This is a genomic window from Isosphaeraceae bacterium EP7, assembly GCA_038400315.1.
In the GTDB taxonomy this organism is placed as follows: Bacteria; Planctomycetota; Planctomycetia; order Isosphaerales; family Isosphaeraceae; genus EP7.
This window is the reverse complement of record CP151667.1, coordinates 4,621,812-4,647,431: the sequence shown is the minus strand read 5'-3', so window position 1 is coordinate 4,647,431 and position 25,620 is coordinate 4,621,812. Positions and strand designations below refer to the sequence as shown.

Sequence of the window (25,620 nt, the reverse complement as noted above, 5' to 3'; positions counted from 1 at the left end):
GCGTCTTGGCTGGTTAGGTTCGATCTGGGCGTCAGTTCGCGTTCGTTGTCTCGAGCGGCTCGGCCTGGGTCGACCGATTCGAGAAGATCGTCTTGCCGGCGACATCCACGGTGTCAATCAGGCCGATGACCACCGCGTCGATCGGCAGTTTCTCGGTCTCGGGCGTCAGTCGGGCGCTCGACCCCTGGCAGACGAGCACCATCTCGTCGAGGCCCGCGCCCAGCGTGTCGACCACGACGAACGAACGGCCGGTGGGAACCAGGCGATCGCGGGTCTTCTCGTCAACACGGTAGGGCTCGACCAGCAGGAGCTTGTGGCCGGTCATCGAGGGCAGCTTCTGCGTGGCCACCAGGCTGCCGGTCACTCGGGCGACGAACATGGGCTACCTCCGTCGTGGAACCGGGGCCGCCTCAGGACTTGGCCGTCAGGATGTCGCGGGTCTGGCGGGCGACGACGATCTCTTCATTGGTCGGCACGGTCCAGACATCAACCCGAGCCCCGGCGAGGGAGACCTTCCGCTCGGGCGGCCCGCCGGCATTGCTGGCCGGGTCGATCGTGATGCCGAACCAGTCCAGGTCGCGGAGGACGCCCGACCGGATGACTGTCGAGTTCTCGCCGATGCCGCCGGTGAAGACGATCGCATCGACGCCACCAAGCGCGACCATGAATCCGCCGAGGTACTGCCTGACCGCGGCGATGTAGACGTCGAGGGCCAGCCTGGCGCGGGCATCGCCCGCCTCGGCCGCCTTCTCGATGTCGCGCAGGTCGTTACCGACACCGCTGATGCCTTCGAGGCCCGACCGATTGGCCAGCGTGTCGAGCACCTGGTCGAGGGTCTGGCCGGTCGCCTTGAGGATGGCAGGCAGGGCGAAAACGTCGAGGTCGCCGACCCGGTTGTTCTGCGGCAGGCCCGACTGCGGGCTCATGCCCAGGCTGCACCCCATCGACTTGCCATCCTTGATGGCGCAGAGCGACGAGCTGCCGCCAAGGTGGCACGAGATGAGCTTCAGGTCATTGCGACCGGTCAGCTCGGCCATCCGGCCGGCGATGTAACGGTGGCTGGCGCCGTGGAAACCCCAGCGGCGGATGCCCAGCTCGGTGGACCACTCTTCGGGCACAGCGTAACGCTGCATCGCCTCGGGCATCGTCCGGTGGAAACCGGTCTCGAAGGCGGCGACCAACGGTAGCTCGGGGAATTGGCTCAGAAGGGTCCGCATCGCCTTGATGTACGGCGGGTTATGAGCGGGTGCGACGTCGGAGAAAGCCTCCATCGCCACGAGCACCGTCTCATCGACCCGATGCACGCCGGTGATCCCCTTGGCGTGAACGGCCTTGAACCCGATAGCGGCGACGTCCGCGGCCGAGCCGAGGACGCCGAGCTTGGGATCGGTGAGCTGCTCGATGCAGAGGCGGAGGGCCTCGCCGTGGTCGCCCACGCGTCGGACTTCCTCGGCATCACCCTTGGGCGATTTGACCGAGACCTTGGCGTTATCGGACCCGATGCGCTCGACGGCGCCGCGGGCGAGGAGGATCTCGTCGCCGCCTTCGGTCAGGTCGTAGAGGCGATACTTGAAGCTGGTGCTGCCGAGATTGGCGACGAGGATCTTCAACGGACCGTCCCCCCGCCGAAGGTGCGGAGGACCTCGGCGCCAGGCCTGGGAATGACGTGTGCGGCCTTGAGGTCGCCGACGCGGCTGGCGGCCTCGGCGCCGGCTTCCACGGCGGCGCGGACGCTACTGACGTCGCCGCGCACCATGACGCTGACGACGCCGCCGTCGAGCTTGATGACGGTGCTGGCCAGGTCGACGCTGGCCGCCTTGAGCATCGCGTCGATCGCGGAGATGAGGCAGACCAGCCCCTGCGTTTCAATGAGCCCCAGCGCCGAGCCGTTCATCGGGGTCGTCCTTCTGTCGTGTGCATTCGTTTGAGCGTCGAGGTCGAGGGGTGTCGGAGCCGGGGAAGTGGGCCGCCTCGGTGGGCGGCCCGCAACCCGGTCCATCCTGCGGCGTCTCAGCCGAGGAACGTCTTGAGGACGTCCTCGGAGGGGCGTGGGATGACGTGAGCGCTGACCAGCTCGCCGACGCGGCTGGCGGCCTCGGCTCCGGCCTCGACGGCGGCGCGGACGCTGCCGACGTCGCCGCGGACGAGGGTGGTGATGAAGGCCGCGCCGATGCTCACCCGGCCGAGCAGGGTGACATTGGCCGACTTCAGCATGGCGTCGGTCGCCTCGATGACGCCGACGAGGCCCTTGGTCTCAACAAGGCCGAGGGCCTCGCCGGAGCCGTTGGAGCCGGGGAGGGCACGCTGGCCGCTTCGCTGGATGGTCGCCACGGCTCAGGCCCCTTCCTTGGTGTTGCTGGTGGTGATCGCCGCGGCGGGGGACGCCGGCTTGGCGAAGGTGAGCACGCCGCCGAGGTCTTCATGCGGGCGGGCGATGACCTGGACGCTGACGACCTCACCGATCCGGCTGGCCGCGGCCGCACCGGCGTCGATGGCCGCCTTGACCGCAGCGACGTCGCCCACGACGAAGGCCGTGACCAGGCCGCTGCCGATCTTGTCCCAGCCGATCAACTCGACGTTGGCGGCCTTCAACATCGCGTCGCTGGCCTCGACCAACGCCACGAAACCCTTCGTCTCGATCATGCCGAGCGCTTCAAGCGAGGACGAGGCCATCAGGCACTCCTTCGGTTCGGTGCAGTATGCGGTTGCAAGTGGGGTAGATTGACGCGTTGGAGACCGATTCGGCTCGGTTTGATCGGTTCGGATCAGGTCAGGACTTGATCAGCTCGACCTTCGAGGCGTTCGGCAGGTCGCTGCAGTTCGCCTCGTCGGTGTCGATGTGGACCTCGAGCTTCCAGTCAGGGTGGGTCCGCACGAGCAGCCCTTCCAGCGTGGTCGGGCAGGACGAGTGGATCCGCAGGCTCATCCGGTCCTTGGCCTTCACGTCGTAGTACTCGGCGTCCTTCGGGCCCATGTGGACATGCCGCTCGGCGCGGATGACGCCGAAGGGAAGAACCAGGCTCCCGGCCGGCCCGATGAGCAGGCAGCCGGGGGTCCCCTCGACGTCGCCCGAGAGCTTCACCGGCAGCTCGATCCCCAGGCTGATCGAGTCCGTGAAGGACAGCTCAACCTGGCTGAACGGACGGCAGGGGCCGAGGATCCGCACGCCGGGGATCATTCGCTGACGAGGCCCGACGACGGCGACGGTCTCATTGGCGGCGAAGTCGGTCGACTGATAGAGCCGCTTCAGCTCGGTCAGTTGATAGCCCTTGCCGAATAGGACATCGACATCCTCCTGCTTCAGGTGGCAATGCCTCGCCGAGATGTTCACCACCAGGTTCGGCGTGTAGCCCGTCGCGGCAGTTGCGCGGGCTTCGCCGTTCGAGGGGGCGGGCGTCGAGGTCTTGAGGCGGTCGCGAAGGATCGCCCGGACGATCGACTCGACATTCTCCCGCGAGGCCAGAGTGCTCATGCGTGGTCCCTCGTTCCCGTTCCATTGACGCGTGCCAGGCCGTTGCCTCGGGCCACGTCGGCAGGCTCGACGTCCGGCGTGGCGATCTTGATCTGGACGCCCGCGGCCTCCAGCAGCGACCGATACTCGTCGGGCAGCCCCGGGTCGGTGACCAGGAGGCGGATGGCGTCGAAGCCGCAGAGCCAGCTCAGCGAGATCCGGCCGAACTTCGACCGATCGGCGACGATCATCACGTCCTGGGCACAGGCCATCATCTCGCGTTCGGTCTCGACCAGCAGGCCGTTGGAGTTGTACACCCCATCGGCCACGATCCCTCCGGCGCCCAGGATGGCGTGACGCACCCGGATGCCTTGAAGCGTCGCTGTGGCCAGCGGCCCCATGGCCACGCCGGTCCTGGGATAGACGTAACCGCCGACCAGGATCAGGTCGATATCCTTGCTCGAGGTCAACAACTGGGCGATGGGCAGGCTGTTCGTGACGACCTGCACCGGCCTGTGGGCCAGGGCGCGGGCCACCTCCAGGGTCGTCGTGCCGCCGTCCAGCAGAATTGTGTCGCCGTCCTCGACCAGGGCGGCGGCGGCCTGGCCGATGGCCCGTTTCTCGTCCTGTGCGGTGGTCGACCGATCTTCCAGGGCAGGCATTGCCCGCCCCTCACCCGGGACGACCGCACCGCCGTGCGTCCGGCGTATTGCCCCGGCGGCGTCGAGCGCCTCCAGGTCGCGGCGGACCGTGCTCTCCGAGACACCGAGGCCGCGCACCAGCTCTTCCAGGGTGGCGAAGCCCTGGTTGGTGATGAGTTCCATCAGCCTTTTGCGGCGGGTTTCGGCGAGCATGTGGTCCCAATGGGAGTATCGGTCGGCGCCATCCGAGAAGTCGAGTCTGCACCCGGCGTCAGGGCCTGTCAAGAACCTTCAAAAGATTTCATCAAAACCACTCAAGACCAATCAGGCGGATTCTCCCGGTCGGCCCGATTCGCCGACCTCGTCGATCCGCTAGACTTGTTCGAGAGGGTTTCATCCCTTCCAAAGGAGACCGGACCGATGCCAGAGTTGCCGGAAGTCGAGACGATGGTCCGGGGTCTCAGGCCTGCCCTGGTGGGTCGAGAAGTCCGGGCGGTCGAGGTGCACGACCCCTCGATGCTCCAGGGGATCGACTCCGAGGAATTCACCCGTCAAGTCGGCACGTCCCTGGTTAAATCAGTCTTCCGACGCGGCAAGTGGGTCGTCATCGAGCTCGACGAGGACAGGGGATTGATCGTCATCCAACCCCGTATGACTGGAGGCTTTTGGCTTATTCCGGCCGACCGACCCGCACACGTGCGCCTGACATTCCGGATCGTCGGGTCGGACCTTCCCGTCCTGTTCTGCGACGCCCGACGCCTGGGCAAGATCGCCTGGTACGCGAACGAGGAAATTGCCGAGGCCGCCTTCGCACGGTCGCACGGGCCCGATGCGCTGGCGATCGGGGCGGATGATCTGCTGGCCCGGCTGGCGAAGACCTCCAGGCCGATCAAGCCGACCCTGATGGATCAGAAGGTGCTGGCGGGGATCGGCAATATCTACGCCGACGAGACGTTGTTCCGGGCTCGGATCCATCCCGAGCGGCCTGCGTCGTCGCTGAAGGCGGCCGAGGTCGGCCGGATCCATGCCGCGATCGGTGCGGTGCTGTCCGAGGCGATCGCGGCGGAGGGGTCGAGCTTCGACGCGGGATACCGAACCGTCCTGGGGCTGGAGGGGGGGTTCCTCGCACTCAACGCCATGTACGGCCGGGAGGGGAAGCCCTGCCCCGGGTGCGGCGAGGCGGTCCAGAAGCGGAAGATCGCCGGGCTAATCGGGCGTCCGACCTATCTTTGCCCGACCTGCCAGCCGCTCAAGCCGAAGGTTCGGACGACCAGAAAGCCTGTCTGAGAAACGAGTTGAGGACATTGGCTGGGCCGGCGATGCGATTGGGGAACCTCGCTATTCCGGGCGTCGGATTTGGAGTATGGTGAACGATGACTCCGGGGTGTCCTCAGCTGTGGTGAGACCAGTGGAGCCTTGGGAGCCGCCCCGTGTCGTACCGCTCATTCAAACACTTGCTTGGCGAGACGAGCCTCGAGCGCAAGTGCCGCTACATCTTCGCGGGCGGCATCTTCTTCCTGGTCACGTTCAGCTTCTGGTGGTACGGCCAGAAGACCGAGGGCCTGGTGATCGGGCAGACCACCCAGGCTGCGCGCCGGCTGGTCGACCAGGTCCTGATGATGGACCACTACAAGCGGAACTTCTCCGACGTCTACAACCTGCCGGTCATCTCCGGCATGTTCGACGGGATCAAGGGGCGGGACGACCTGCCCAATTTCGAGCAGCACATCCTGTCGGCCTACCCGATCGGCAAGAAGGCTGAGGAGCAGAAGAAGCTCGATGCCTACGAACGCGAGTCGCTCGCCATCTTCCTCGCGGCGGCGAACACCAAGACTCCTCCGGGCGTGACGCGGAAGCCGTTCAGCTTTCCCGACAACACCCCGATGGAACGCTGGCAGATCAACGAACAGAAGAAACAGTTCCAGTACGTGCAGGCGATCCAGTTCCGGAGCGGTTGCTTCTCGGGCGGCTGCCACGGCAGTCGAGAGAAGGCGGACGGTAAGTACGAGTTGGTGAAGGAAGACGAGCTTGCCGGCGCGGTGGTCGTCGGCCTGCCGATGGACCAGACCCGCAAAGCGATCCACCAGAATCGCGCGTTCCTGATCACGTCGGCCCTGGTCACCGCCCTCATCGCGATGTATGGATCGGCGACGATCGTCCGATACGTCATCGTCAAGCCGCTCAAGCACTTGCGCGACGTCTCGGACGCCATCGCCGCGGGCAAGCTGAACATCAGGGCTCACATCCAGACGGGTGACGATTTCGAGGAGCTTTCGCACGCGTTCAACCGGATGCTCCACAACCTGGTGGCGATGCAGCAGGAGCTGCGGCAGGTCAACGGCGACCTGGACAAGAAGGTGGACGAGCTGGCGCAGGCAAACCTCGCCCTGTTCGAGATGAACCGGCTCAAGAGCGACTTCCTCGCCACGATGAGCCACGAACTGCGCACGCCCTTGAACTCGATCATCGGGTTTTCCGAGGTCCTCACCGGCAGCGACCACCTGCCCGAGCGCCAGAAGCGGTATGCGACGAACATCCAGTCGTCGGGCAAGATGCTGCTGGGCATGATCAACGACATCCTCGACCTAGCCAAGATCGAGAGCGGCAAGATGGAGGTCCGAACCGAGGACTTCTCGATCCGCGATGTCTGCGAAGCCTTGACGAGCCTGATGAGGCCGACCGCCGAGAAGAAGGAGATTGACCTGGAATGCAGGCTCGATGAGGCCATCCCCCTGCTCCGGCAAGACCCTGGCAAGATCCGCCAGATCATCTACAACCTGCTCTCCAACGCGGTGAAGTTCACGCCCGAAGGGGGCAAGGTCACGATGAAGGTGGCCGTCGAGGGGCGCTCGGTCGTCCTCTCGGTGGCCGACACCGGCATCGGGATCGCCGAGGAAGACCGCGAGAAGATCTTCGAGAAGTTCCGCCAGGTCAGCGGGCCGGACGGGCCGAGCTCGATCCTGACCCGCGAGCACCAGGGAACCGGCCTGGGCCTATCAATCGTCCGCGAGCTGGCCAGGCTGCTGGGCGGAGATGTCCACCTGGAAAGCAGGCTCGGCCACGGCAGCATCTTCACGGTGCGGATCCCGCTGCAACTGCCCGGGAATCGGCGGTTCGAGGTCAACGTCTCCGACGAGCGGATCGACCTCTCGAAGGCCCGTCGGATCGAGCCCAGGGTGCCGACCCTTCCCGTCCTTCAAGCCTCGCACGTCCCCACCGGAGTGGTCGGCCCGGTGCCGCCGCCGCCGCGACGCTCGCTGCTCGACCCGTTCTCGCTCCGGCCGAAATCCTAGACGCAAGTCGTTTGGCCACGGCAAGCTGCGAGGCGCCGGGTTCGTTTCGTAAAACGGGTTTTCGATGGGCCCGGGTTCGTTTCGTCTTCTCGCCATGGTCGGGTCTTGGCTTCGTTTCGCATCGACACGTCGGGCCCTCTGAAGGCGGGGCGAAACACTTGCCGTGCGATTGCGGGCCTGCTATGCCTTCTGTCAGATGACAGCAGGTCGCGCGGCGTCCGTCGGAGTTCCGAATTGAGAAAGAGCCTGGTTCCAGTAGGGACATGCTCCGTGGTGGGAGAACGTCCCTACTGGAAACCATCCTTCGGGCGATCGAATCTCTCCCTACTTTCGGAAAGAATTTCCGAAAACCTCGCTCAACGTCCCGTTCGTGTGGTGTCGGGGCATCATTCAGGGCGAAGGAGAACATTCAGGCCCGGTTCCTGGATGTGGTCTCGGGATCGCAGGACTTCGAAGCGTGGCAACTGCCATGTTGGTCGGGGCTGACGTAGGATGATCTAAGGGATGGGACGGGCCGGTCGGCCGGGTCCGGTTGGATCAGGGATGGGAGGATTTGGCGATGGGTAGCGTGGCTTGGGTTGCGGGACGTGCGTGTCGTTTGGTCGGGGTGATGGGTGCGGTGCTGGCGGCCTGCTGGTGGTGCGGTGGGGCGGAAGACGACCCGACGGCTGCGGCCCGGAATCGGATGGTGGAGCGGCACCTGGTGGAGCGCGGGATCAAGGATCCGGCGGTCTTGAAGGCGTTCAGGACAGTCCCCAGGCACAAGTATCTCCCACCGGACACCCGGCGGCAGGCTTATGACGACGAGTCGATTCCGATCGGCGAGGGGCAGACGATTACCCCGCCTTACGACGTTGCGTTCATGACCGAGGCGCTGGAGCCCAAGCCGACGGACAAGGTTTATGAGGTGGGGACCGGCTCGGGCTATCAGGCGTCGATCCTCTCCAGGTGCGTCAAGGAGGTCTACTCCGTCGAGATCCACAAGGCGCTTGGGGACCGCGCGGCGAAGGTGATCAAGGAGGTGGGATACGACAACATCCACACCAGGGTGGGCGACGGGTATCTGGGCTGGCCCGAGGCGGCTCCGTTCGACGCGATCATCGTGACGTGCGCCCCAGAAAAGATCCCGCCCCCGCTGGTCGAGCAGCTCAAGGAAGGGGGCCGGCTGGTCATCCCACTTGGGTCACGGTTCGACCAGGTGGTCCACCTGATGGTCAAGCGGGACGGCAAATTGAGCGATAAGATCCTGAAGCCCACACTGTTCGTGCCCATGACCGGCCGTGCCCAGCGCGAGGCGGCCGAGGAGCGACGGCAGGCGAAGGCCAAATCGGCCGGCAAGGTCGACAAGGACAAGGCCGCGGGCAAAGGGACCGGGACGGAGGCGAAGAAGCCGTGATCGCACAGACCCAGGGTCTCGCCCGTTTGATGTCGCAATTGAGGAGCGTCGCGCTGGCACTGGCTGCCTGCGTCCCCGCGTCCGTCTTCGCCCAGGAAGACGATCTGATCGTGCGCCAGGGCCCGCCGGCGCGCGATAGCCTCGAGGTGGACAGCAACGGCGACGGCGTGCCGGACGGCTGGTACAACCTCCGCGACGGCGCGATGGCCCCCGGCGGGATCAACGGCAAGACGTGCATCCGGTTCGAAAACCGCAAGCCAGGCCGTCCCGCGCGGATCAGCCGGGCCTTTGGGGTCGACGGCCGCACGACCGAGGCGATCGTGATGGGCCTCTGGATCCGACTACCCGAGGCGCCCCGCTCCGGCGAGCGCGTGGGCGACGACCCGGCCCTGATCGTCGACTTCCTGGGCGATGGACTTCGCACGGTCGGCCGGGGGAGCATGGGCCCATGGACCGGCAAGAACGTCGGGGCGAAGTGGGCGCGGGTAGTGAAGCGGATCCCGGTCCCGCCCGAGACGCTCGACGTGATCTTCTCCGTCGGCCTCCTGGGCGCGACGGGCGTCCTGGAAATGGACGATCTGACCGTCGAGTTGATCCCACGCGGAGGTCAGCCGACGACCAACCTGGTGCCCAACGGCGACTTCGAGCTGGGGTCGCCCGAGCCCTCGGGTTGGGTCGTCGAGAAGGGTGCGAGGCGCTCCTACCCGGGGGACAAGTCGACCGCGGCGCTCGAGCTCCCGGAGGCGGGCGCGCGGGCCCTGGTGCCCTTGGCATTGCCGGTTGATCAATTCGGGTCGCTGGAATTGTCGGTCCGTTCGAAGGGGACGAGGCTCAGGGGTTCCGGCGGCGTGGGAGCCATCTTCTTCTTCGTCGACGCCGATGGCCGGCCGATCCCGATCGGAGATCGGCCGATCCTGACGTTCGGCGGGACCTATGACTGGCGAACCGACAAGACGCGTGTGAACGTGCCGAAAGGGACGCGGCGGGCGGTACTCCAGTTCGAGAAGCTCGACGGCCAGGGGACGCTCAAGCTCGACGACGTGACGGTCACGGCCGGGCCCGACCCCCAGGCTGGGACATGGACCCCGGACCATGCCGGGACCGACACGAAGGGCTGGGAACCGGTCGAGGGGTCGTCGGGAATCGAGCCGGGCTCGGCCCTGGATGCGTCGGCATTGCTCGATGCGCCGGCGGGCAAGCATGGGTTCGTGAAGGTCGACAAGGGTCGGCTGCACTTCGCCGACGGCGGCCGGGCCCGGTTCTTCGGGGTCACGCTACTGCCGCCGACCGCCTTCCTGGAAGCCAAACAGGCCGACGACCTGGCCGATCGGCTGGCGCGGATGGGCGTGAACCTGGTCCGGCTGGGCGACTTGGACGCTGCCTACGGGCCCGGGCAGAGCCTGATCGATGACAATCGCGACGACACCCTTTCGATGGACACCGTGGCGCTCGCAAGGCTCGACCACTTGATCGCGGCGCTGAAAAAGCGCGGGATCTACCTAGCGATTGAGCTGCATTCGTCGAGGCGGTTCCGCGAAGGAGACAATCTTGGACGGCTGGGCGTGCTCCCCCCGGGTGGCGGCCCGGCGGCGGCCTTCGATCCGGAGATCGGCAAGCGAATACGCGAGTTCGCGAAGGCGCTTGTTGGCCATATGAACCCGGAAACCGGGCTCGCGCTGAAGAACGACCCCGCGTTCGCCTGGCTGACCATCGCCGGGGAACTCTCGCTGTTCGACCTGATCGACGACCCCGGCCAGCTCAACGCCGGGGCGTTGGCGTCGTTGCGAGAGCACCTGAAGGGGGTCGGCGCCTCGGGTCGCCGAGGCTGGCAGGCCCTCGAGAATGCGACCTGGCCGTCGATTGCCCGCGACCTTCGAGGCGCAGGCGTGCGGGTGCCGATCGCCGGCGTTTCGCACTGGCGGCGTGAGCCCGAGTTCCTCGCGACCTTGATGGCCCCCGGCCTGGACCTGGTGGACGACCGGCTGTACTGGGCCCCTTCCCTGGCGATGGATCCCGACCGGCGCTCGTTCGTGCTGTCCACCGAAGGCGGCCTCGCGGCGATGGACGGCAAGCGGAAGGACGATCATCCTTATGTGATCGGCCAGTGGTGCGACCAGACGAACGGGGCATGGGCTCAAGCCTTCGAAGGGGCCGAGCTGCTGCTGGCCGCCCGGACGATGGCGGCCAAGGACTGGGACGCGATGGCCCGACGAGGCATCTTCCTGCACCCGAAGGTCTGGGGCTCGGCCTCGCCTGGGACCGGCGGTGCCGAGGACATCTACCGGATTCCCGAGGCACTGAACGCCAACCCGCAGGTCTACGACCTCTGGCCGCACGCCGCGACCCTGGCCCTGCGCCGGCCGAAGGGAGATCAGGCCGTGAGCGGAACGGTGCCGGGTTGGGATGCGCAATCGGGCCGAATCCTGATCGATACGCCGCACACGCAGGGGGTTGCCGGCTGGCCAGGCGGGCTGTCCGCGTCTTGCGAGTCGATCGCGGTGAGCGTCGAGAACACCTATGCGTCGGTGGTCGCGTCGTCGCTGGGCGACGCCCCGATCGCCGAGGCGAAGCGGCTGCTCGTGACGGCCGTCGGCCGGGTCGAGCCGACCGGGATGACCTTCGCCGATGAGAGCCGCCGCGACCTGGCCAGCCCCGGAACGCCCCCCCTGCTTGCCGAGCCGATCCGTGGGAGCGTGACCTGGAACCGCAAGGGAGCGGTGAAGGCCTATGCGCTGGACGCGACCGGCAAGCGTGCGGCCGAGGTGAAGCTGGACGCGGGCAGCGACGGGCCGAGACTACGGCTGGACGGCAATCCTGGTACCCGGCACTGGGAACTGATCGCCGATTGATCCGATTTGATTTGATTCGACTGGGCACGAGGGGCGCGACCATGCGGACGATCGTCACCGGCGGGGCCGGATTCATCGGCTCGACCCTCGTCGACCGCCTGCTCGCCGATGGCGGCGAGGTGGTGGCGCTCGACAATTTCGACGGGTTCTATGCCGAGGCGACCAAGCGCCGAAACCTGTCCGCCGCGATGGGCCACGAACGTTTCCGCCTGATCCAGGGCGACATCCGCGACAAGCCGCTGATGGACAAGATCTTCGATGAGATCAGGCCCGACGCGGTCGTCCACCTCGCCGCCAGGGCCGGCGTGCGCCCGAGCATCGAGCAGCCCTCGCTGTACGCCGACGTGAACGTGACCGGGACGGTGAACCTCCTCGAGGCCGCATCACGCCTCTCGACCCTCCCCAAATTCGTCTACGCGTCCAGCTCCAGCGTCTACGGCGACCGCGACAACGCCCCCTTCCGCGAGAGCGACTCAGTCGACAACCCGGTCAGCCCCTACGCCGCAACCAAGAAAGCCTGCGAACTACTCGCCCACACCTTCCACCACCTCCACGCCTTGCCCACCACCGGACTCCGCTTCTTCACCGCCTACGGACCCCGCAACCGACCCGACCTGGCCATCGCCAAGTTCACCGCCCTCATCGAGCGGGGCGAACCCGTCCCCATGTTCGGCGACGGATCGACCAAACGCGACTACACCTTCGTCGAGGACATCGTCGACGGCGTCGTCCGCGCGATCGAAGAATGCTCGGGCTACCACATTTATAATCTTGGGAACACCAATCCGGTGGCCCTCTCGGAGATGATCGCGACCATCGGCCGCGCCGTCGGCCGAGAGCCGATCATCGAACGAAAGCCCGAGCAGCCTGGCGACGTGCGGATGACGTGCGCGGATATTAGCCGGGCCGCCGCAGATCTTGGATATTCGCCGTCAACCGTGTTTGCAGAGGGCATTCGTCGGTATGTCGATTGGTGCAGATCTGAATGCTGAGCGTAGTCTCTGTCATCAACCTGACGGGGTAAACCGGGGTTCTTTCGTGGCAAGAGCGTTGGATTCCAAGTTAAGGTAAGCAACGATGTCGAAAGCCGCTTTGGACCTGTTTGGTAAGTTGCTCATGGAACATGTTCGTGACCAGACGATCCAACAGTTGAAGATGATCGAAGATGGACGAATGAAAGGAGAGGAATCCGTAAATATCCATGCTCGCCTGTCGCAAATGTCTCCGAGCGATCGAGAATTCGCGATGACTCTCGTGTCAGAAAGCGTCGATCGAACTATTCACAATCTCCTTTGGCTGCTCGAGCAAGAAGAAGACCTGAGGGTCTCCATTGAACTTGGCGACCAGACAGTGTCCGACCTGAGAGAGATCTCCGATGGACTGTGCGGGGAGCTTTATTCGGACGAGGGTTGGATCGCTCGGTTCAGTCATGAATGATGTGGATTTCAATGTTGACCGTGGTCAGGCCGAGCCTCTCGACGTCTCGCAGGGCTGATGAGACCGCGGCCCGAATCGTCGCGGCCTTGCGGCAGAAGTTGACGTAGATGCGTCCGTCCCGGAGAGTCGGGGCGGCGTCATGCATTGTTCCAACGATGAGGATCTCGGCGATTTCCCGGAAGGCGGCCTTCGTCCCCGCCTTCGGAAAACCCCCGAGCGTCAGCGTGAATTCGTGGTCGATCCGCGACGGAGTCGCCATCGGCTTCTTCCTCGCTCAGATCCCACCCAGGACCCGCGCACGCCCCACCCGAGAGATGGCGACGAGGAAGGCGGCGGTTCGGAGGCTGACGGACTTTTTCTTGGCGGTCTCGTAGACCTTGTCGAAGCTCTCGACCATCCGGGTTTCCTGCTCGCGTTGGATCTGTTCGAGGGGCCAGCGGAAGTGCTGGAGGTTCTGGACCCACTCGAAGTAGCTGACGATGACGCCGCCGGCGTTGGCGAGGATGTCGGGGACGACAGTGATGCCTCGCTCGTGGAAGACGTCGTCGGCCTCGGGCCAGGTGGGGCCGTTGGCGGCCTCGACGATCATGGTGGCCTTGACCTCTCGGGCGAGCTTGGCGTCGAAGACTCCGCCGAGGGCGGCCGGGATGAGGACGTCGACGGGCATGGTCAGGAGGTCGTGGTTGGAGCCGGCCTTGGCTCCTCCGAAGCCGATGACCTTGCGATGGGCGGCGACGTGGGCGTCGAGGGCGGGGATGTCGATACCTTGCGGGTTGAGCAGGGCGCCGAAGGCGTCGGAGACGGCGACGATCTTGCCTCCCATCCGGTGGAGGAAGCGCGCCGCGAAGCTGCCGACGTTGCCGTAGCCCTGGAGGGCGAAGGAGGTGCCGGCGACCTCGCGGTCTTCGCGCTTGAGGGCCTCTCGGCAGATGAGGGCGACCCCGTAGCCGGTTGCGGCCTCTCGGCCGGCCGAGCCGTGGTACTCGACCGGCTTGCCGGTGACGACGGCGGGATGGAACCCGTGGAACTTGCTGTATTCGTTCATGATCCAGGCCATCACCTGGCCGTCGGTGCCGACGTCGGGGGCCGGGATGTCCTTGTCGGGGCCGATGAAGTCGTGGATCTGCTGGGTGAACCGGCGCGTGACGCGCTCGAGTTCGCCGCGCGAGAGTTTCGAAGGGTCGCAGTTGATGCCCCCCTTGGCCCCGCCGTAGGGGAGATCGACGACGGCCGTCTTCCAGGTCATCAAGCTGGCGAGCGAACGGGCCTCGTCGACGTCGACGTGGGGATGGTAGCGGAGCCCCCCCTTGAACGGCCCGCGTGCGTTGTCGTGCTGGACGCGGTAGCCGATGAAGTTGCCGATCTGGCCTGAGTCCATCTCGATGGCGACCTCGACGCGCAGCTCGCGGTCGGGGACGATGAGCATGGTGCGGGTGTTGTCGGAGAGGTCGAGCAGCCTGGCCGCTCGGTCGAAATAGAGGTTCGTGGCCTCGAAGGCTTGCATCGGGCGGTTGATCTCCGTATCAAGTGATCGTGGGAGCGGCGCAACCGCAACGGGGTGCGATGGCCTCGGCGCCGCCCACAGATCCTACCGGACCACGACGCACACCCGCAACGCGCGGGTGGCCCGTCCCAATGCCGACACCACGCGAGCCCGCCGACTTATGCGTCCCTGGCACCTCGCCGAGTTAAACTACCAGGCCGTGAAGGACGCCCCCCCCTTCGAGGTGGCCGTCCTGCCGCTGGGAGCCACCGAGCCCCACAACCTGCACCTTCCCTATGGGACCGACACCTATCAGGTGGACGCGGTGGCCGACCTGGCCTGCGAAAGGGCCCACGCGAAGGGCGCCAGGGTGCTGCGGCTGCCGACGATCCCGTTCGGCACCGAGACCAACCAGATGCGGTTCCCGCTGGCGATCAACCTCGACCCGTCGACGGTCGCGCGCGTGATCGTCGACGTGGTGGACTCGCTGGCCGTGCACGGGATCCGCAAGTGCCTCCTGCTCAACGGGCACGGGGGGAATGACCTGAAGTGGGTCTTGCGCGAGCAATTCTCGAAGTCACCTGTGCACCTGTTCCTGTGCAACTGGTGGCGGGCCGCCAAGGGGAAGGACTCGGAGATCTTCGAAGACCCGGGCGACCACGCCGGTGAGATGGAGACGAGCATGATGCTGGCGCACGCGCCGGCCCTGGTCTTCAGCGAGCAGGCCGACGCCGGGACGATGGCGGCGACGCGGTTCGAGGCGGTGAACAATGGCTGGGTGGACATCACCCGCCCCTGGCACCTCTTGACGACGAACAGCGGGGCCGGCGACCCTCGGCCCGCGTCGGCGGAGAAGGGCCGGGCGATGACGGAGGTGGTCGTCGGCCGGCTTGCGGATTTCCTGATCGAGCTGTCGGCCTCGCCGGCGGACGAACGATTCCCTTATTGAGGCGAGATGCGCTTGCTCAAAGTGATAATGTCAAGGCACTCGATGGTTCAACATGGCCTGGCATCGGCATGCGTTCTGGCAGGATTTAGCGGCTGCGGCGACGCGGCTGCCCCCGCGCCCAAGGTCGAAAGCGTGGTTAAAAAGGCCGCGGAATTCGACTATCCGGTTGTGGGAATCGTCAGGGCAGTTGACCCCGCGACGCTCGGCGTGACGATCAAGCACGAGGCGATCGATGGGTACATGCCCTCGATGACGATGCCGTTCCGGGTCCGCGACAAGGCCCTGCTGGACGACGTGCAGGTGGGTGACAAGGTCGCCGGGACGCTCGCGGTGAAGGGGGACGACTCCTTCCTGACGAAGCTCGAAGTGACCGAGATGGCCCCACCGCCCACCATGACCCTGAACCTGGGCAAGGGCGGGGCGACGCTGAAGGCGACCCCCGCGCGGCTCGAAATCGGGCAGGAAGTCCCCGATTTCGCGTTGACGACTCAGGAGGGGAAGCCGCTGAGGCTGTCGGAGTTGCGCGGGAAGGTGGTGGTGCTGACGTTTATCTACACGAGATGCCCGCTGCCGAACTTCTGCCCGGCGATGGATCGGCGATTCTCGGCGCTTGCATCTCTGGTCGGCGCGGTCTCGGGCCGTGCTGAGAAGGTCAGGCTGCTGTCGATAAGCTTCGACCCCGAGCACGACACGCCCGAGGTGCTGTCCAAGCACGCGAAATTGCAGGGCGCCGCGCCTCCGCTCTGGACCTTCGCGGTCGCCCAGCACGAGGAACTGTCGAAGGTTGCCGCCCCCTTGGGCCTGATGTATGGGCCGACGAAAGACGAGATCATCCATAACTTGACGACGGCGGTCATCGGCCCCGACGGCCGGCTAGCCCGCCTGGACGTGGGTGGCACGGCCAACGAATGGACCGCCCCCGAGATGCTCAAGACGGTCGCGAGCCTGCTGCCCTAGAGGCCGTCGCATGGAGGAATCGGGCCGTCTCGGAAGGCCCTCACGCCCCAAAGATCGACTCATGAGGGACCATGACGTCTGAAAGGTCTTAGACCATTGACCATTTAGAAGATTGATATTGTCTATTCCACGACGCGTGCTAGATTGGAAGTAGCTAACCGCCACCGATGCATGGACTGTCCACAGAAGACGGCCGGCACGTCGGCGGTGTGCCGGGCCACGAGACTCTCGCGTGTCCCCGGCGCGGACATTGCTTGTCCTACCGATCGACGAGATGGAATGTACGCCCGGGACCGACCTCCGCATGATCGACACCCGCCGATGATGACGACGTCCCGGAACCAGGAGCCTCACGCGATGCCCCCGACCAAGGCCGCCGCCAAGCAAGCCCAGCCCGCACCGGTCGCCGCACCCAAGGCGGCCGCCAAGGCCGCCACACCGAAGGCCGCCGCGCCGGCCCCGGCCCCCGCCGTCAAGGCCGCCCCCAAGAAGGCCCCCGCCATCAAGGCGTCCGTGAAGAAGGCCAAGGCGACCGCCGAGGCCCAAAGCCTGCAGAAGGCCCGGCGCGCCTCCACCTTGCTGAAGCACGTCAGCGACCCGACCCGCCTTCAGGTCATCCTGATCCTGTCCGAAGGTGAGCAGCATGTCGGCGCGCTCTGCGACCGCCTGAGCCAGAGCCAGCCGGCCGTCAGCCACCACCTGGCCCTGCTCCGCCACGGCGGCGTCATCGCCCCGCGCCGCTCGGGCAAGAACAACTTCTACAGCCTGACCGAGACCGGCAACGACCTCGCCGGCGTCGTCAAGACGCTGCTGGGCTGAGCCGAGAATCGCCCCCGACTCAGCGACGACGGCCCGCGCCCTCCGACCCCGGATGGACGCGGGCCGTTTGCATGCGCCCCTGGATTCCCGACCGTTGATCGGGACGAGACGACCTTGCCCGTGAGCCTCAGCGTCGTTTATCCTCCGGGCCTCTGTCCATGCGAACAGGAGGATGTGATGGCGACACATGCAAGCGGGCTATTCCTGGTGAAGCTCTCTCCGCAGGCGCCGGTCGAGGGTGTCGGCGACCCGGGAGTCGGCAGGCTCGCCATCGACAAGCAGTTCCAAGGCGACCTGGCGGCCACCAGCAAGGGCGAGATGCTGGCCCTCCGCACCGAACGCGGATCGGCCGGCTACGTCGCGATGGAGCGCGTCACGGGGACCTTGAGCGGGCGTGAAGGCAGCTTCGCGCTCCAGCACAGCGGGACGATGGATCGAGGGGTTCCACATCTGCTCGTGACTGTCGTGCCCGACTCGGGAACCGGCGAGCTTGCCGGGCTCGCCGGAGTGATGGCCATCGAAATCACGGACGACGCGCACTCATACCGCTTCGAGTACTCGTTGCCCGAGACCGCATAAGTCGATCAGGCGGCCTGCGCGGAGATTAATGATCGCGCAATGTACGCAAGATATGGCCGATCTGAAGATGGCAGATGGCCACGGCGCAGGCATCGGCGACGTCGTGCGGCTCGGGGAGCTGGTCGAGGCCCAGTTCGGTTCTGATGGCGTGCTGCATCTGGAGCTTGGGGGCCGCGCCGCTGCCGGTGAGCGTCGCCTTGATTCTCGATGCGGCATAGCCCGAGACGGGGATCCCCCGCAAGGCGGCGGCGAGCATGATCACGCCTCGCGCGTGTGCCATCAAGATGGCGGTGCGCGGGTGCCTGACGTGGCTGTGCACCTGCTCCAGCGCCATCGATTCGGGCGTGAACGCGTCGATAATCTCCAGGACGCCGTTATGTAGCACCGCCAGGCGTGCTGCCAGGGCGTCGGCACCGGCGGGCTTGCGAGGGCGGATCACCCCGGCCTCGACGACGAACGTCCCACTCCGGGACGGCTCGATGACGGCGTAGCCGGTGACGTTCAGCCCAGGGTCGATGCCCAGGACTCGGCGGGGGTGAGCATGCGGGGTCGTGTCATCCATGTCGGCTCGCGCGGAAGTCAACATCGTCGGGTCGCTCCCTTCCCTGGGATCGGCCGGCCGGCACCCGCGTCGGCCCGGGCCTACAACGGAGAGTGTAGCATCCGAGGGCGAGCCGTGGGAGACAAATGCTCAGGCCATGCGGGAGGCGAATCGAGCCGCCCGCATGGTCTTGAGGATCGTGTTCAGGAACCTCGCTCGATCTTCCAGCGCGTCCCCTCGGGACGGTCTTCGAGGACCACGCCGAGCTCGCCGAGGCGGTCTCGGATCGAGTCGGCGAGGCTGAAGTCCTTCTTGGCCCGGACTTGCTTTCGCAGGTCCATCAGCAAGTCGAGCAGGGCCGGCGTCAGGGTGTCGGCGGCGGCCTCGGCCCTGGCGGGCGGCTTGCCGAAGAGGCCGAGGAGCTGGCAGAGTTCCTTCAAGACCACGATCCCGGCGCGGAAGGTGGCCCTGGATGCGGACTCTCCGGCGGTCTCGAGCTTGTCGGCGTCGGCCTGACGATTCAGGGTGCGGACCAGCTCGAACAGCTCGCCGAGGGCCGCCCCCGTGTTGAAGTCGTCGTCCATCGCTTCGAGGAACTCGCGGCGGCGGTCGGACACCTCGGTAGAGACCTCGGGCCCAACCTCCCCTTCTCGGTTCGGCGCATCCAGGGTGTAGAACGACTCGCCGGTCATCCGTTCGAACCGTTCGAAGAGGTTGCGGAACGCCTGGAAGCTGCGTGCGACCTCGTCGAGCCGGGTCGGGCCGTAGTCGATCGGGCTCCGATAGTGGCTGGACAGGAGCAGGCCACGGATGGTGTCCGCGTCGTGCTTGGCCATCAGGTCGGCCATCAGGACGATCGTGTTGGGGTCGCTCTTGGAGATCTTCCGGCCTTCCTTGGTCAGCAGGCCGTTATGCATCCAGTAGGTGGCGAATTGCTGGCCGCTGAAGGACTCGGACTGTACGACCTCGTTCTCGTGGTGGGGGAAGACCAGGTCGATGCCGCCGCCGTGGATGTCGAAGTGCGGGCCGAGGAGCTTCATGCTCATGGCCGAGCATTCGATGTGCCAGCCCGGTCGGCCGGGCCCCCAGGGGCTTTCCCAGAAGGGCTCGCCCTCTTTGGAGGCCTTCCAGAGCGCGAAGTCGCCGGGGTGCCGCTTCAGGCTGCTGGGCTCGATCCGTGCGCCGGCCTCGAGGTCCTCGGGGTTACGATGGCTGAGCTTGCCGTACTCGGGGGCGCGGCTAACGTCGAAATAAACGTCTCCGCCCGACGCGTAGGCGAACCCCTTCTCGATGAGGCCCCGATTGATCTCGATGATCTCGGCGATGTGCTCGGTGGCGCGCGGCATGTGGTCGATGCCGTCGACGCCCAGGGAAGCCAGGCAATCGAGGTAGTCGCCGGTAATGCGCTCGGCGAGCTCCTTGACGCTAGTCCCTTCTTTCTTCGCCTGGACGATCAGCTTGTCGTCAACGTCGGTGATGTTGACGACCCAGGTCACCTTATATCCGCGATAGCTGAGGTATCGCTTGACGGTGTCGAAGATGACCGGCCCGACCATGTGACCGACGTGGCTCTTGGAGTAGACCGTCGGCCCGCAGACGTACATCCCGACCTCGCCGGGCACGACGGGCTGGAACGGTTCCTTGGCCTGGGTCAGCGTATTATAAAGGCGGAGCATGGGCGGTCGCTTCGGTTCGTGTCAGGTGCGTTAAAGGTCGTCCGATCCGGCGGGGGCGGGCGAATCACGCGAACGAGAGAGGTCAAACAGGCAAGAAGGCGACCGCGGGGGGGTGCGCGGGTGGCGGGTCACGCCCTCGCCGGAGCATCTGAGTATCCATCGCGGCGCGTGCGGCTTCAACATGAAGCGGTTGGCGCGGGGGTCGCCTGGGCGTCGATCGCCGAGGGGATCAGCAGGACGACGGCCTCGCACGAGATGGCCTCGCCGCGGCCGATCGGGCCGACCAGCTCTCCGGTCTTGGCCTTCACGCTCACGGCCGACGGGTCGAGGCCGAGCAGCCGAGCGATGTTGGCGCGGATGGCGGGCTTGTGAGTCAGGAGCTTCGGCCGCTGGGCGTGCACGGTCAGGTCGAGATTCGAGGGACGCCACCCGGCGCGTGCGACTCGGGCGACGACCTCGGCGAGCAGGACGCCGCTATCCAGGCCGGACCAGCGGGCGTCGGTGTCCGGATAATGCTCGCCGATGTCGCCGAGCGCCGACGCCCCGAGCAGGGCATCGGCCACGGCATGCAGCACGACATCGGCGTCGGAGTGACCCGCCAGCCCCAGCTCATGCTCGATCCGTATGCCGCCCAGGATCAGAGGCCGGTTGGCCTCGAGTCGATGCGTGTCGTGGCCGATGCCAATCCGCACTTCGTCCCCTTCATGATCGGTTGGGAGGAACCAAGCCCGCCCGTGCGCAGTCGAGTGCAACGCAAAGGATGGTATCCATTCGGCATTCCGAAGGCCATCCTTCCCGCATCTCGGGCCTGGAGGGCCTCCGCGGCAACCCTGGGCGAGAACGGGGCAATGGGCTGCCAAAATGACCAAGGATCAAGGTCAATTTCACGAAATGACAATGAACGAGCGAACACCCCTGGAGAATTTCTGAGGCGCAAGTTGGGAGAGGCGACCGACTTTAATGATTCGAAAAAAAGTTGTTCGATGTCGGCATGGCCCGTGCAATACTTAAATCTATCGCGGGTTAACGCGGTGGACGACGGGGCACGGGATGCCCGACTGTTCCAGCCGCACTCATGAGTTAACCCGCCGTCGATCGCCCGATGGGCGAACCAGGGAGGATGCCATGCTGGTCCTGAGCCGAAAGCTGAACGAACGGATTGTCATCGGCGACGACATCGTGATCACGGTGGTCAAGATCGACCGCAATCAGGTCCGCCTGGGCATCGAAGCCCCGCATCACGTCCCGGTCTTCCGTCAGGAGATCGCCCCGAACCATCACGATGGCGTTCTCGTGAAGCAGCCGGTGAGCATTCAGATCTGATCGACCTGTCCGCGGAGATTCAGATCCGCTCAACCGTTGACCTCGTCGCCAACCGGCCGAGGCGGAACGATAGCGGATGACGCCGCCGGGAACAAGGTGCGTCGGCGAGATTTGGCGGACGAGGGCCGAGGGCATTGGTCCCGATCGGCCCGCGGAATTTGTTGCCTGAGTGTGTCAGGGGCGTGCTAGCCTGGGACATCGGGCCCAGAATGCATCAATGGCCAAGGTCCGCCGGCCCGGCCGATTTCGCGACGGCCGAGACGCGGCAGCCCCGGGAGTCGCCCCATGCCCCAGTCGGATTATTCGCCGCTCCAAGTCGATCGCCGTGAGTTCTTGAAGTCGGGCACCCTGGCAACCGCGGCCCTGTCAGCCACCGCTGGACTGGCGTCGGCCGCCCCCCAGGCCCCGGGCATACCGAAGGTTGATCCGCTTCCCCCCCTGCCCAGGCGGACTCTGGGTAAGACGGGCGTCGACGTCACGCTCTTGAACCTGGGAACCTGGCGAAACCCCGGCCTCAACCGACTGCTCAGATTCGCCTACGCCAACGGCGTCAGATATTTCGACACCGCCGCCTCTTATGGCTCGGAACCCGGCATCGCGTCGTGGTTCAAGGCGATGCCCGAAGTCCGCAAGGACATCTTCCTGGTCACGAAGGACCACCCGCAGAAGGTGTCCGACCTGATCAAGACGCTTGATAAGCGGCTCGAGACGCTGCAAACCGACTACGTCGACCTCTATTTCTTGCATGGGATCGGCGGATCGAACCCCGTCGACCTCCCCAAGAGCAAGGAATTCCGCGAGACGGTCGAGGCGATCAAGAAGTCGGGCAAGGCAAAGTTCGTCGGCTTCTCATGCCACGACGCGAAGCGTGCGCAGTATTTGAAGTCGGCCGCCGAGGGTGGGTTCATCGACGCGATCATGGTCCAGTACACCCCCTGGCTGGACAAGGACGATGACCTGAATCGGTCGCTCGACGCCTGCCACAAGGCGGGCATCGGCCTGATCTCGATGAAGCAGGTCGCCGGACAGGGTGCGGGCCTCGACGACAAGATCGACCCGCTCGCCGAGGTCGTCCGTCGCACGCCGATGCTCAAGGAAAAGGGCCTGACCCCTTACCAGGGGCTGCTGCACGCGATCTGGTCGGACGAGCGGATTGCGACCTCGTGCGTGTCAATGCGCTCGATCGAGCAGATCCGCGAGAACGTCCAGGCCGCGCGGTCGTTCACCAAGCCTCTGACAAAGGCCGAAATTCATCAGCTACGAGACGGTTTCCTGGCCGTGGGCCCGACCCTGTGCGCCGACTGCGACGGGCGTTGCGGCCGCGCGGCCGGGACCGAGGCCTCGCTGGGCGACTTGACCCGGCTCCTGACCTACCACGACCACCACGGCTTCCGCGGAGAGGCCAAGCGGCTCTACTCCGAGTTACCCAACGCCGACCGAGACTGGTCGGGAGCCGACCTGGAGGCCGCCCGCGCGGCCTGCCCGAACGGCCTGAACTTCGCGAAGTTGCTGCCGCGAGTCGATCGCTGCCTGTCATGAATTGAGCCCTCGAGATCGGTGGCCGCCCGGTCCACCGATCTCGCAGGACTGCCGGCCCTTGGCAAAGCGGGCCGGGTCGGTTAAGCTGGGACTCTTTCCCATCGCCTCGGAGGCGACCCAAGGGAATGATCGATGGGCTGTGCGAGCCTCCGCCCTCGGCGTCGGGTTCGCGTGACCTTTCTGTCTGGTTGAGATTGCATTGTTGGCGGGAGGTTCGGGCCGTGGTGAAGCTCAGGGTTCGGGCGGGCGAGTCGATCCAGGAAGCGGTCCGCCGCTTCCGCAAGCTCTGCGAGCGGAGCGGCCTGCGCAAAGAGATGCGCCGCAAGGCGTATTATGAAAAGCCCAGCGAGCGTCGTCGCCGCGAGGAGCTGAAGCGTCTGCGAAAGGCCCGTCAGGCGATCCGCGTCTGATCGTTGGTCATCGAACGAAACGCACAGCCGACCTGAGCGGTTTCCTTGCGGACTCGATGAAATGAGCATGCGACGAGACGCCATCCAACGGGGCGTTTCCGTCGCATTGTTCGTCACCTTCGCGTCGAGTTCACGAGATTCTTGCGACCGGCGAATTGCCGGGTATGATACTCCTGATCGAAATCGAACGATTCGGGGACGTAGCTCAATTGGGAGAGCGCCTGGTTTGCAACCAGGAGGTTAGGGGTTCGATCCCCCTCGTCTCCATTAGGTAGGGCAAGGGCTAACGGCGATCCGAGATCGCCAATATCGGTGCCGATCTGTGTGCAAAGTCGAGTTGGCATCTGCATCGTGCGACCACTTGAGGGTAGCCGATCCCCTCGGCTCGAGGGCCGCAGTTCGTTCCCCTCTCGACTGATTGGGTACCGCGCTGACGATCCGAGTACTTTGTCGCCCAGCAGGTAACGCCGCCCCTGCTCCAACAGTCAAGCTCTGGTCAGCCGAAGCTTGGTGGCAAACCGCGTTTCCTCGGGGCGACTGGCCCATTTTCTCCGATCAGCGTCGCTGACTGAGATGACGCCCGAGTCATGTGCTCGCTGCGAGCGAGCCGTGCCCTGATCCGGCGGGCGACCGAGTCGAATCGGTGCCTCCATGCCGGGACTTTTACGCCGGTCACTGCAAACCGGTGCGAGCCATCGTGAGCTTCCGAGTTGGCGGCTCCATGGCCAGAAGATCACGCCGAAGCTCTCGTTCACTCGATCGGATCCGCCCTCCACGCCCTGGATTGCTCGCTCGTGACGGCTCGCCTATCCTGTGACGAGACTTCGTTCGAGGCCTGATCCATCCCGAGGGCATGATGATGACGCGGATTCTTCGACGATACGCGGCTCAGTCGAGCGTCTTCACTCTCCTCGTTTGGACATTCCTTCTCACTGCGGCTCGTGCTGACGAGCCCGCCTTCCTCTCCATCTTCAACGGGAAGGACCTGACCGGCTGGCGCGCGGGCACGACGCCGTTGTCCGGAAGAACAGCGACTGAGGACGGCCGCTTCGCGGTCAAGGACGGCATCCTCGTCATCACCGGATCGAAGGACTCGCCTCCCAAGATGGCCGAGATCGACACGGTGGATTCGTATGACGGCGACTTCACCCTCCGCCTGGAATTCCGCGCCTCCAGGGACGCCAACAGCGGCCTTCACCTGCGGGACAAGGCCTTCGCGCATCAGTTCCAGATCCGCGACTATCCCCGAGTCGGCCCGTACAAGACGCTGAAGTCTTACAAGGCCGACGACTGGAACGCGATCGAGGTGGTCGTCACCGGCACCAGGGCTCGCTGCACCTGCAACGGCGAGGTGCTGGAAGAGGCCCTCGAAGTCCCCGCCAACGGACCGCTCTCGCTGCAATCCGAGACCAACGTGGTCGAGTACCGAAATCTCCGGATCAAGCGGGAGTCGCGTGCACAGGAAGTCAAACGCGACATCCCATATGCAACCCCGGCGCACGAACGCCAGATGCTTGACGTTTACTCACCGGCACATGCGAAGAACCTGCCGGTTGTCTTCTGGATTCACGGCGGCGGCTGGCAGGCCGGCGATAAGTCGGACGTCCAGGTCAAGCCGCAGGCGTTCATGGACAAGGGGTTCGTCTTCGTCTCCACCGGGTACCGACTCCTGCCGCATGTCGACATGGGGACCATCGTGCGCGACATCGCCACGTCGATCCGCTGGGTGCACGACCATATCTCCGACTACGGAGGCGACCCGCAGCGCGTTTTCGTCATGGGTCATTCCGCCGGTGCGCAACTCGCCGCGCTGGTCTGCACCGATGATCGATATTTGAAGGCCGAGGGGCTGTCGCTTGAGATGATCAAAGGGTGCGTCCCCGTCGATGGCGACACCTACGACGTGCCGGCCATCATCGAGACAGCCGAGACCCGTCGTCGGGTCCATGGCCAGCCGCAAGCGACGTTTGGCCACCGCGAGAAGTTCGGCAACGATCCGGCGAAGCATCGCGACTTCTCCGCCGTTTCGCATGTTGCCAAGGAGAAAGGCATCCCTCCCTTCTTGATCATGCATGTCGCCGAGAATCCCGACACGAGCGTGCAGGCGCAGGCCCTTGCGAGCGTGCTCAAGAACTCGGGCGTCTCGGTCAGTGTCTTCGGTGCCCGGGAATCGACCCACAATAAGCTCAACGCGGATCTCGGCGTGCCCGACGATCCTGGCACGATCGCGTTGTTCGGATTCGTCGGCGAAGCCTTGAAGCGGTGATCGCCTCGCGA

The 25,620-nt window shown here is 65.5% G+C and carries 26 protein-coding genes and 1 tRNA gene; 15 read left to right on the top strand and 12 right to left on the bottom strand.

The features are described from left to right. Positions 1-31: 31 nt before the first annotated feature. The 7 genes from EP7_RS18000 to EP7_RS17970 form a co-directional block, all read right to left on the bottom strand. Complete coding sequence (locus tag EP7_RS18000) at positions 32-379, bottom strand: EutN/CcmL family microcompartment protein (protein WP_463523186.1); 348 nt, start codon at positions 377-379, stop codon at positions 32-34. Between the two features lie 31 nt (positions 380-410). Then, positions 411-1,610, bottom strand: a complete 1,200-nt coding sequence (locus EP7_RS17995) for an acetate/propionate family kinase (RefSeq protein WP_463523184.1) — start codon at positions 1,608-1,610, stop codon at positions 411-413. Then, positions 1,607-1,894 (bottom strand): BMC domain-containing protein, encoded by a 288-nt coding sequence (locus EP7_RS17990; protein WP_463523182.1) that lies wholly within the window; start codon positions 1,892-1,894, stop codon positions 1,607-1,609. Before EP7_RS17990 ends, EP7_RS17995 begins: the two co-directional genes overlap by 4 nt. A gap of 116 nt (positions 1,895-2,010) precedes the next feature. Continuing rightward, the gene (locus EP7_RS17985) at positions 2,011-2,331 is read right to left on the bottom strand and encodes a BMC domain-containing protein (protein WP_463523180.1); all 321 of its coding nucleotides are present in this window, start codon (positions 2,329-2,331) and stop codon (positions 2,011-2,013) included. A gap of 3 nt (positions 2,332-2,334) precedes the next feature. Next, positions 2,335-2,673, bottom strand: a complete 339-nt coding sequence (locus EP7_RS17980; RefSeq protein WP_463523178.1) for a BMC domain-containing protein — start codon at positions 2,671-2,673, stop codon at positions 2,335-2,337. A gap of 97 nt (positions 2,674-2,770) precedes the next feature. Further along, entirely contained in the window at positions 2,771-3,472 is a 702-nt protein-coding gene (gene pduL / locus EP7_RS17975) for a phosphate propanoyltransferase (RefSeq protein WP_463523177.1), read from the bottom strand. Beyond that, positions 3,469-4,305 carry a DeoR/GlpR family DNA-binding transcription regulator gene (locus EP7_RS17970; RefSeq protein WP_463523175.1) on the bottom strand — a complete coding sequence of 279 codons (837 nt, stop codon included), beginning with the start codon at positions 4,303-4,305 and terminating at the stop codon, positions 3,469-3,471. The genes pduL and EP7_RS17970 overlap by 4 nt, the downstream gene beginning before the upstream one ends. A gap of 207 nt (positions 4,306-4,512) precedes the next feature. Here EP7_RS17970 and mutM point away from each other — a divergent pair, with 207 nt between their 5' ends. The 6 genes from mutM to EP7_RS17940 all read left to right on the top strand — a co-directional run bounded on the left by mutM (position 4,513) and on the right by EP7_RS17940 (position 13,067). Continuing rightward, a complete protein-coding gene (mutM, locus tag EP7_RS17965) occupies positions 4,513-5,379 on the top strand; it encodes a DNA-formamidopyrimidine glycosylase (protein ID WP_463523173.1) in 867 nt (288 codons plus the stop codon). A gap of 143 nt (positions 5,380-5,522) precedes the next feature. Continuing rightward, positions 5,523-7,385, top strand: coding sequence for a sensor histidine kinase (locus tag EP7_RS17960; protein WP_463523171.1), 1,863 nt, complete (start codon positions 5,523-5,525; stop codon positions 7,383-7,385). 559 nt (positions 7,386-7,944) lie between these two features. Then, positions 7,945-8,781 (top strand): protein-L-isoaspartate(D-aspartate) O-methyltransferase, encoded by an 837-nt coding sequence (locus EP7_RS17955; RefSeq protein WP_463523169.1) that lies wholly within the window; start codon positions 7,945-7,947, stop codon positions 8,779-8,781. Continuing rightward, positions 8,778-11,630 (top strand): hypothetical protein, encoded by a 2,853-nt coding sequence (locus EP7_RS17950; RefSeq protein WP_463523167.1) that lies wholly within the window; start codon positions 8,778-8,780, stop codon positions 11,628-11,630. Before EP7_RS17955 ends, EP7_RS17950 begins: the two co-directional genes overlap by 4 nt. 41 nt (positions 11,631-11,671) lie before the next feature. After that, positions 11,672-12,622 carry a GDP-mannose 4,6-dehydratase gene (locus EP7_RS17945; RefSeq protein WP_463523165.1) on the top strand — a complete coding sequence of 317 codons (951 nt, stop codon included), beginning with the start codon at positions 11,672-11,674 and terminating at the stop codon, positions 12,620-12,622. 85 nt (positions 12,623-12,707) lie between these two features. Continuing rightward, positions 12,708-13,067 (top strand): epimerase, encoded by a 360-nt coding sequence (locus EP7_RS17940; RefSeq protein WP_463523163.1) that lies wholly within the window; start codon positions 12,708-12,710, stop codon positions 13,065-13,067. Here the strand turns inward: EP7_RS17940 and EP7_RS17935 are convergent. Both EP7_RS17935 and EP7_RS17930 read right to left on the bottom strand, forming a co-directional pair. Further along, the gene (locus EP7_RS17935; protein ID WP_463523161.1) at positions 13,054-13,326 is read right to left on the bottom strand and encodes a hypothetical protein; all 273 of its coding nucleotides are present in this window, start codon (positions 13,324-13,326) and stop codon (positions 13,054-13,056) included. The genes EP7_RS17940 and EP7_RS17935 overlap by 14 nt on opposite strands. A gap of 15 nt (positions 13,327-13,341) precedes the next feature. Then, positions 13,342-14,571 carry a Glu/Leu/Phe/Val family dehydrogenase gene (locus tag EP7_RS17930; protein WP_463523159.1) on the bottom strand — a complete coding sequence of 410 codons (1,230 nt, stop codon included), beginning with the start codon at positions 14,569-14,571 and terminating at the stop codon, positions 13,342-13,344. A 160-nt stretch (positions 14,572-14,731) separates the two neighbouring features. Between EP7_RS17930 and EP7_RS17925 the strand changes: the two genes are divergently transcribed. The 4 genes from EP7_RS17925 (at position 14,732) to EP7_RS17910 (ending at position 17,854) form a co-directional block, all read left to right on the top strand. Continuing rightward, a complete protein-coding gene (locus tag EP7_RS17925; protein ID WP_463523157.1) occupies positions 14,732-15,499 on the top strand; it encodes a creatininase family protein in 768 nt (255 codons plus the stop codon). A 42-nt stretch (positions 15,500-15,541) separates the two neighbouring features. Then, positions 15,542-16,456 carry a copper-binding protein gene (locus tag EP7_RS17920; RefSeq protein WP_463523155.1) on the top strand — a complete coding sequence of 305 codons (915 nt, stop codon included), beginning with the start codon at positions 15,542-15,544 and terminating at the stop codon, positions 16,454-16,456. A 357-nt stretch (positions 16,457-16,813) separates the two neighbouring features. Next, positions 16,814-17,275, top strand: coding sequence for an ArsR/SmtB family transcription factor (locus tag EP7_RS17915; RefSeq protein WP_463523153.1), 462 nt, complete (start codon positions 16,814-16,816; stop codon positions 17,273-17,275). Between the two features lie 177 nt (positions 17,276-17,452). After that, positions 17,453-17,854 carry a DUF3224 domain-containing protein gene (locus EP7_RS17910; protein ID WP_463523151.1) on the top strand — a complete coding sequence of 134 codons (402 nt, stop codon included), beginning with the start codon at positions 17,453-17,455 and terminating at the stop codon, positions 17,852-17,854. 25 nt (positions 17,855-17,879) lie between these two features. On the opposite strand, the gene ruvC is transcribed toward EP7_RS17910, so the two are convergent. The 3 genes from ruvC to ispF all read right to left on the bottom strand — a co-directional run bounded on the left by ruvC (position 17,880) and on the right by ispF (position 20,763). Then, positions 17,880-18,440: a crossover junction endodeoxyribonuclease RuvC gene (gene ruvC / locus EP7_RS17905; protein WP_463523149.1), complete on the bottom strand. Its 561-nt coding sequence runs from the start codon at positions 18,438-18,440 to the stop codon at positions 17,880-17,882. Positions 18,441-18,598: 158 nt separating this feature from the next. Further along, on the bottom strand, positions 18,599-20,071 hold the full coding sequence (gene cysS / locus EP7_RS17900) for a cysteine--tRNA ligase (protein WP_463523147.1): 1,473 nt from the start codon (positions 20,069-20,071) through the stop codon (positions 18,599-18,601). Positions 20,072-20,247: 176 nt separating this feature from the next. Further along, the gene (gene ispF / locus EP7_RS17895) at positions 20,248-20,763 is read right to left on the bottom strand and encodes a 2-C-methyl-D-erythritol 2,4-cyclodiphosphate synthase (protein ID WP_463523145.1); all 516 of its coding nucleotides are present in this window, start codon (positions 20,761-20,763) and stop codon (positions 20,248-20,250) included. Between the two features lie 433 nt (positions 20,764-21,196). Here ispF and csrA point away from each other — a divergent pair, with 433 nt between their 5' ends. From csrA to EP7_RS17870, 5 genes are all read left to right on the top strand, one after another. After that, entirely contained in the window at positions 21,197-21,394 is a 198-nt protein-coding gene (gene csrA / locus EP7_RS17890) for a carbon storage regulator CsrA (protein ID WP_463523143.1), read from the top strand. A 285-nt stretch (positions 21,395-21,679) separates the two neighbouring features. Further along, positions 21,680-22,933 carry an aldo/keto reductase gene (locus tag EP7_RS17885; protein WP_463523141.1) on the top strand — a complete coding sequence of 418 codons (1,254 nt, stop codon included), beginning with the start codon at positions 21,680-21,682 and terminating at the stop codon, positions 22,931-22,933. Between the two features lie 221 nt (positions 22,934-23,154). Next, positions 23,155-23,343, top strand: a complete 189-nt coding sequence (gene rpsU / locus EP7_RS17880; RefSeq protein WP_463523139.1) for a 30S ribosomal protein S21 — start codon at positions 23,155-23,157, stop codon at positions 23,341-23,343. Positions 23,344-23,537: 194 nt separating this feature from the next. Then, positions 23,538-23,610 (top strand) — tRNA-Ala (locus EP7_RS17875). A gap of 592 nt (positions 23,611-24,202) precedes the next feature. After that, the gene (locus tag EP7_RS17870) at positions 24,203-25,609 is read left to right on the top strand and encodes a 3-keto-alpha-glucoside-1,2-lyase-like domain-containing protein (protein WP_463523137.1); all 1,407 of its coding nucleotides are present in this window, start codon (positions 24,203-24,205) and stop codon (positions 25,607-25,609) included. Positions 25,610-25,620 lie beyond the last annotated feature (11 nt).

Bases quoted from the DNA above. Each gene is read 5' to 3' on its own strand.
- EP7_RS17920 (WP_463523155.1), top strand. From the start codon at position 15,542: ATGGTTCAACATGGCCTGGCATCGGCATGCGTTCTGGCAGGATTTAGC.
- EP7_RS17870 (WP_463523137.1), top strand. From the start codon at position 24,203: ATGACGCGGATTCTTCGACGATACGCGGCTCAGTCGAGCGTCTTCACT.
- cysS (WP_463523147.1), bottom strand. From the start codon at position 20,071: ATGCTCCGCCTTTATAATACGCTGACCCAGGCCAAGGAACCGTTCCAG.
- EP7_RS17990 (WP_463523182.1), bottom strand. From the start codon at position 1,894: ATGAACGGCTCGGCGCTGGGGCTCATTGAAACGCAGGGGCTGGTCTGC.
- ruvC (WP_463523149.1), bottom strand. From the start codon at position 18,440: ATGTTGACTTCCGCGCGAGCCGACATGGATGACACGACCCCGCATGCT.
- EP7_RS17925 (WP_463523157.1), top strand. From the start codon at position 14,732: ATGCGTCCCTGGCACCTCGCCGAGTTAAACTACCAGGCCGTGAAGGAC.
- EP7_RS17955 (WP_463523169.1), top strand. From the start codon at position 7,945: ATGGGTAGCGTGGCTTGGGTTGCGGGACGTGCGTGTCGTTTGGTCGGG.
- csrA (WP_463523143.1), top strand. From the start codon at position 21,197: ATGCTGGTCCTGAGCCGAAAGCTGAACGAACGGATTGTCATCGGCGAC.
- mutM (WP_463523173.1), top strand. From the start codon at position 4,513: ATGCCAGAGTTGCCGGAAGTCGAGACGATGGTCCGGGGTCTCAGGCCT.
- EP7_RS17970 (WP_463523175.1), bottom strand. From the start codon at position 4,305: ATGCTCGCCGAAACCCGCCGCAAAAGGCTGATGGAACTCATCACCAAC.
- EP7_RS17980 (WP_463523178.1), bottom strand. From the start codon at position 2,673: ATGGCCTCGTCCTCGCTTGAAGCGCTCGGCATGATCGAGACGAAGGGT.
- EP7_RS17935 (WP_463523161.1), bottom strand. From the start codon at position 13,326: ATGGCGACTCCGTCGCGGATCGACCACGAATTCACGCTGACGCTCGGG.
- EP7_RS17940 (WP_463523163.1), top strand. From the start codon at position 12,708: ATGTCGAAAGCCGCTTTGGACCTGTTTGGTAAGTTGCTCATGGAACAT.
- EP7_RS17910 (WP_463523151.1), top strand. From the start codon at position 17,453: ATGGCGACACATGCAAGCGGGCTATTCCTGGTGAAGCTCTCTCCGCAG.
- EP7_RS18000 (WP_463523186.1), bottom strand. From the start codon at position 379: ATGTTCGTCGCCCGAGTGACCGGCAGCCTGGTGGCCACGCAGAAGCTG.
- EP7_RS17885 (WP_463523141.1), top strand. From the start codon at position 21,680: ATGCCCCAGTCGGATTATTCGCCGCTCCAAGTCGATCGCCGTGAGTTC.
- pduL (WP_463523177.1), bottom strand. From the start codon at position 3,472: ATGAGCACTCTGGCCTCGCGGGAGAATGTCGAGTCGATCGTCCGGGCG.
- EP7_RS17930 (WP_463523159.1), bottom strand. From the start codon at position 14,571: ATGCAAGCCTTCGAGGCCACGAACCTCTATTTCGACCGAGCGGCCAGG.
- EP7_RS17945 (WP_463523165.1), top strand. From the start codon at position 11,672: ATGCGGACGATCGTCACCGGCGGGGCCGGATTCATCGGCTCGACCCTC.
- EP7_RS17915 (WP_463523153.1), top strand. From the start codon at position 16,814: ATGCCCCCGACCAAGGCCGCCGCCAAGCAAGCCCAGCCCGCACCGGTC.